Source organism: Pseudomonadota bacterium, assembly GCA_010028905.1.
In the GTDB taxonomy this organism is placed as follows: domain Bacteria; phylum Vulcanimicrobiota; class Xenobia; order RGZZ01; family RGZZ01; genus RGZZ01.
The window spans coordinates 1-4,808 of sequence record RGZZ01000383.1 but is presented as its reverse complement, the minus strand read 5'-3'; the positions used below and the strand labels follow the sequence as shown (position 1 = coordinate 4,808).

Genomic DNA, 4,808 nt, shown 5'->3' with positions numbered 1-4,808 from the left:
TCGGCCCTCGACGAGATGCGCGGCCGACACCACGAGGTCGCCCTGACCATCGGCGAGCGCACCGTTCAAACAGGAGACCTGCGCGATCTGCGCATGCCCCACGACCGACACGCGACCCTGGGGCAGTACCACTCGGCCCGCAAGGAAGACGCCCGCGCGGCCATCGAGGTCGCCACCCGCGCGGCCGAATCGTGGTCGCGCACCCCCTGGGAAGATCGCGCCGCAATCTTCCTGCGCGCCGCGGAGATGCTCGCCGGGCCCTATCGCCAGGTGCTCAACGCCGCGACCATGCTCGGCCAGAGCAAGACGGCCTACCAGGCAGAGATCGACTCGGCCTGCGAGCTCATCGACTTCCTGCGGTTCAACGTGGCGTTCATGAAGCAGCTGTACGAGACGCAGCCCGTCTCGTCGCCCGGCGTGTGGAACCGCCTCGACTACCGCCCCCTCGAGGGCTACGTGCTCGCCATCACGCCCTTCAACTTCACGGCCATCGCGGCCAACCTGCCCATGTCGGCCGCGCTCATGGGCAACACCGTCATCTGGAAGCCGGCTTCGTCGGCCATGCTCTCGGCATCGTACATCCTCGATCTGTTCACGAAGGCCGGCCTGCCCCCAGGGGTCATCACGATGCTCCCGGGCGATGCCCGTGAGATCGGCGATGTGCTGCTCGATGACCCGGCCCTGGCAGGGGTCCACTTCACGGGCTCCACCCCCACCTTCCAGCACATCTGGAAGCGGGTGGGCGGCAACATCGATCGGTATCGCACCTATCCCCGACTCGTGGGCGAGACCGGCGGCAAGGACTTCGTGGTCGTGCACGCCTCCGCTGACCCTCAAGAGGTGGCCACGGCGCTCGTGCGCGGGGCGTTCGAGTACCAGGGCCAGAAGTGCTCCGCCGCCTCTCGCGCCTACATCCCGCAGACGATGTGGAAGCAGGTCGAGGCCATCATGCTCGAGCAGGTTTCGTCGATCAAGGTGGGCGACGTGCGCGACTTCTCGAACTTCATGGGCGCGGTCATCGACGAGGCGTCATTCCGCCGCATCTCCGAGTTCCTCGACCACGCCCGCACCGCGCGCGGAAACACGGTGGTCTGCGGCGGCACCGCCGACGACCGCGACGGCTGGTTCGTGCAGCCCACGGTGGTGCGGGCCGAAGACCCAGCCGATCGCCTCCTCTGCGAGGAGATCTTCGGCCCGGTGCTCACCGTGCATGTCTATCCGGAGTCCGGGTTCGACGACGTGCTCGCCCTCTGCGATCGCACCTCGCCCTACGGCCTCACGGGGTCGATCTTCGCGCGCGATCGGGCCGTGGTGTCAAAGGCCAGCGACCGTCTGCGCCATGCGGCCGGCAACTTCTACATCAACGACAAGCCCACGGGCGCCGTGGTGGGCCAGCAGCCCTTCGGCGGCGGCCGCGCCTCCGGCACCAACGACAAGGCGGGCAGCGTGTTCAACCTGCTGCGATGGGTGTCGCCTCGGGCCATCAAGGAGACCCTTGTTCCGCCCACCGACTACCGCTACCCGTTCCTTCAGCCGGAGGCCTGAGCGCGCGGAAGGCGCGGGAACCGGCGTGGGAGCGACAGGGTTGAAGGATTCACCGACCCCTCGTCGAACCCACGCAGTCTCGAAAAATCGATCGTCCCAGTTCCATGGGGACGACCTTGACGCATCCGCCCCGCTCTCCCCTCCCTGAGGGGCTGAGGGGCGGTGCAAGCACGAAGGAGGCTCGACGTGAAGAGACACAGCGCTATCGTGGCGCTCCTGGCCCTGGCGATGATGGCCGCGACCAGCTTGATGCCCGCCGCGGCAAAGGGCACGGCCCACTCGCGTTACGATCACATGATCACGCTGCGGTTCAAGGAGAAGTGGCTTCTGCCTGCGGTTCAGCTGCCGGAGAGCGAGTCCGCCTACATCCTCGACTTCAAGCGCAAGCTGCGCCCGTTCTCGAGCGGCGCCATCGCCAGCGACATCAACAAGGTCGACATGACCTTCCAGGGTGCGCCCTTCGGCCCCGACGTGCTCAAGAGCAGCGAGCAGGCCCGCGCCCTCACCGAGCTCGGCGTCCTGGCGACCATGGGGCACTATGCGGTGGTCAACGCCAACAACCCGAATGTGCGGGCTGGCGCGGTGGCCATCCTCAACCAGCTGGCCGACGTGGCCGACCACTTCAAGCTGGGCAACCTGGCCTCGCAGTACCAGCGCCTCGCCAACGACGTGGGTGACGCCCGATTCATGGGCGGCCCGTCGCCCATCGTGCAGCGCTACGACACCACTGTCTCGGCGCTCTATGACTGGGTGGCCTTCTCCTACGGCGTCGACGGCCACTGGTTCTTCACCAACGGCAACTGCTGGGCGGGCCTGTACGTGCTGGCCAGCCACGGCGACCAGCTGCACACCGACTACTACCTGAGCGTGCTGAACGACCTGTACCACAGCAAGCCGCGCCTCTCCCCGGACGCCTACACCCGCTCGGTGCTGCGCGACGTGTCATACGACGCCCAGCGCGACAGCGTGTACCTGACCAACGTGTCGTGGGCCACCGTGATGCACTACACCTCGGGCAGCAAGTACTACGCCAACCCGCGTCAGCCTCACTTCACCTCTGGGCTCGAGCGCATGGCGCCCTAGGGGTTACCGAGGTCTGGGCAATGAAGGGGCTCGCCGCTGGCGGGCCCCTTTTTTGCTCGAAAGGCTTTCACGCTTCGCACGCCTAACCCATGCACGCATGTCGCGCCGCCTCACCCTCGTCCTGCTCTTCGTCGCCTGGGCCTCGATGTCGATGCCCTGCCACGGCGCCCCTGCCCCCCCATTGAGCCAGACCTTCACGTTCGACCGCCCCGGCGTGCTCTACGTCACACCCACCGGGCAGAACGCCTACACCCAGGTGGCGACCCAGAGCCCGGCCACGATCCCTCTAGATCCGGGTGGCGAATATGACCTTCTCGTCGAAGGCCCCGATGGGTTCTTTCTCCTCTGGCGCGGCGAGTATCAACGGTACCATCCTGCGAGCTCGATCAAGGCCACCCCCATTACCTTGCATCGCGTCGTGGCCTGGAGCCACGTGGCCGCCGCCGGTACAGGCCTGCTCGCCATGGTGGGGGGAGCCCTCTTCTTGCGACTGCGCGGGGCCCGCAAAGAGCAGCAGACCCTGGCCGAGCAGCTCGAGGAGGAGCAGGCCTACAGCGAGCTGCGGCCCGGAGCCCTTCCCAAGAAGATCGGGCGCTACAAGATCGAGGACCGCCTCGGAACGGGCGGCATGGCCACGGTATACAGAGCCGTCGACGAGTACGGCGACACCTACGCGCTGAAGGTGCCCGACCTGCGGGTGCTCGACCATGAAGACTCGGCGGCACGGTTCTTTCGTGAGATGGAGATCAGCGGGGCGCTGAAGCATCCGGGCATCGTGCGCATCGCCGAGGTGAATCGCGGCGACGACAAGACGCATCCCTACATCGCCCTCGAGTTCATCGACGGCGAGACCCTGCGCCAGCTCATCGATCGGGAAGGCCCCCTCCCCGTCGACCGCACCCTCGCGATCGTGCGCGAGATCGCCGACGCGCTCGAGTACGCGCACAGCAAGAGCATCATCCACCGCGATCTGAAACCCGCGAACATCATGATCACCCGTCGCCAGCAGATCCGCATCATGGACTTCGGCATCGCCAAGGCCACCAACCTCGAGACCATGACGGGCACCGACATCACGCTCGGCACGCCCGACTACATGGCCCCGGAGCAGGTTGACAGCCGCGGGGCCAGCGTGCAGTCTGACCTGTATTCGCTGGGCATCATGCTCTTCGAGATGATGGCAAAGCAGCTGCCGTTCGAAGACACCGACGCCTATCGGCTGCTCGTGCGGAAGATGAACGACCCGGCCCCCCGCCTGTCGACCCTGCGCCCCGACGTGCCCAAGCGCCTCGACAACCTCATCGCCCTGCTGCTCTCCACAGACCCCGCCCGCCGGCCAAAATCGGCGGCGGAGCTCGTGCGCCTCATCGACCTGCTCGAAGGCTGAGAAACCCACGTCACCCCACGCATGAAGAAGGGCAGCGCCCGAAGACGCTGCCCGCTTGCACTGTACCCTGACACCTCCCGCGTGGAGGTGCCGCTTGCTAGGTGTTCGAGATCTGGTTGGGAGCCGCCGCGGAAGCGACGGTGCTGGAGGCCACCGGCGTGCTCGGGGCCGCGGTGTCGACCTGCGGGGCACTCGCCACCGCAGTCGGGGCACTGACCTGCGACGACGCTGCCGCAGGAGCTGCATCGACCTGCGGGGCACTCGCCACCTCGGTCGGAGCACTGGCCTGCGGCGTCGCCGCCGCAGGGGCTGCATCGACCTGCGGGGCACTCGCCACCGCGGTCGGGGCACTGGCCTGCGTCGTTGCCGCAGGGGTTGCGTCGACCTGCGGGGCACTCGCCGCCGCGGTCTGGGTGCTGGCCTGCGGGGCACTCGCCACCGCGGCGGTCTGGGCCTCGACAGGGGGCGCGGCGGCCGGCGCCTTGTCAGCGGCCGGCGCCGCGTTCTGCGCGGCGGTGTTCTGCGGGGCCTTGTCGGCACCCTGGTTGTTCTGGGCGATGTCGGTGTTCTTGACGGCCTCCACGGCCTGCTGAGGCTGCTGATCGCGAGGCTGCTGCGCATTCTGTGCCTGCTGCTGCTGCGGCTGATCCTGCTTCTGGCCGCCCTGCTGCGGCTGAAGCTGCTTGGCCTTGATGAGGCCCGGCTTGAACTTCAGCTGCGGGCGACCCTGACGATCGAGCGCGCTGCCCGACGCGAGGAGGCCGCTGTCGAGACCGCTGCCATCACCCGAGCC

At 67.6% G+C, this 4,808-nt stretch carries 4 protein-coding genes; 3 read left to right on the top strand and 1 reads right to left on the bottom strand.

Features of this window, described 5'->3' with window-relative positions; genetic code table 11:
• From pruA to EB084_19565, 3 genes are all read left to right on the top strand, one after another.
• A partial coding sequence (pruA, locus tag EB084_19575; GenBank protein NDD30464.1) for an L-glutamate gamma-semialdehyde dehydrogenase occupies positions 1 to 1,545 on the top strand: 1,545 nt, incomplete at its 5' end.
• Between the two features lie 186 nt (positions 1,546 to 1,731).
• A complete protein-coding gene (locus EB084_19570; protein ID NDD30463.1) occupies positions 1,732 to 2,628 on the top strand; it encodes a hypothetical protein in 897 nt (298 codons plus the stop codon).
• Positions 2,629 to 2,725: 97 nt separating this feature from the next.
• Positions 2,726 to 4,015, top strand: a complete 1,290-nt coding sequence (locus EB084_19565; protein NDD30462.1) for a serine/threonine protein kinase — start codon at positions 2,726 to 2,728, stop codon at positions 4,013 to 4,015.
• 97 nt (positions 4,016 to 4,112) lie between these two features.
• Here EB084_19565 and EB084_19560 read toward each other — a convergent pair.
• A partial coding sequence (locus EB084_19560) for a hypothetical protein (protein ID NDD30461.1) occupies positions 4,113 to 4,808 on the bottom strand: 696 nt, incomplete at its 5' end.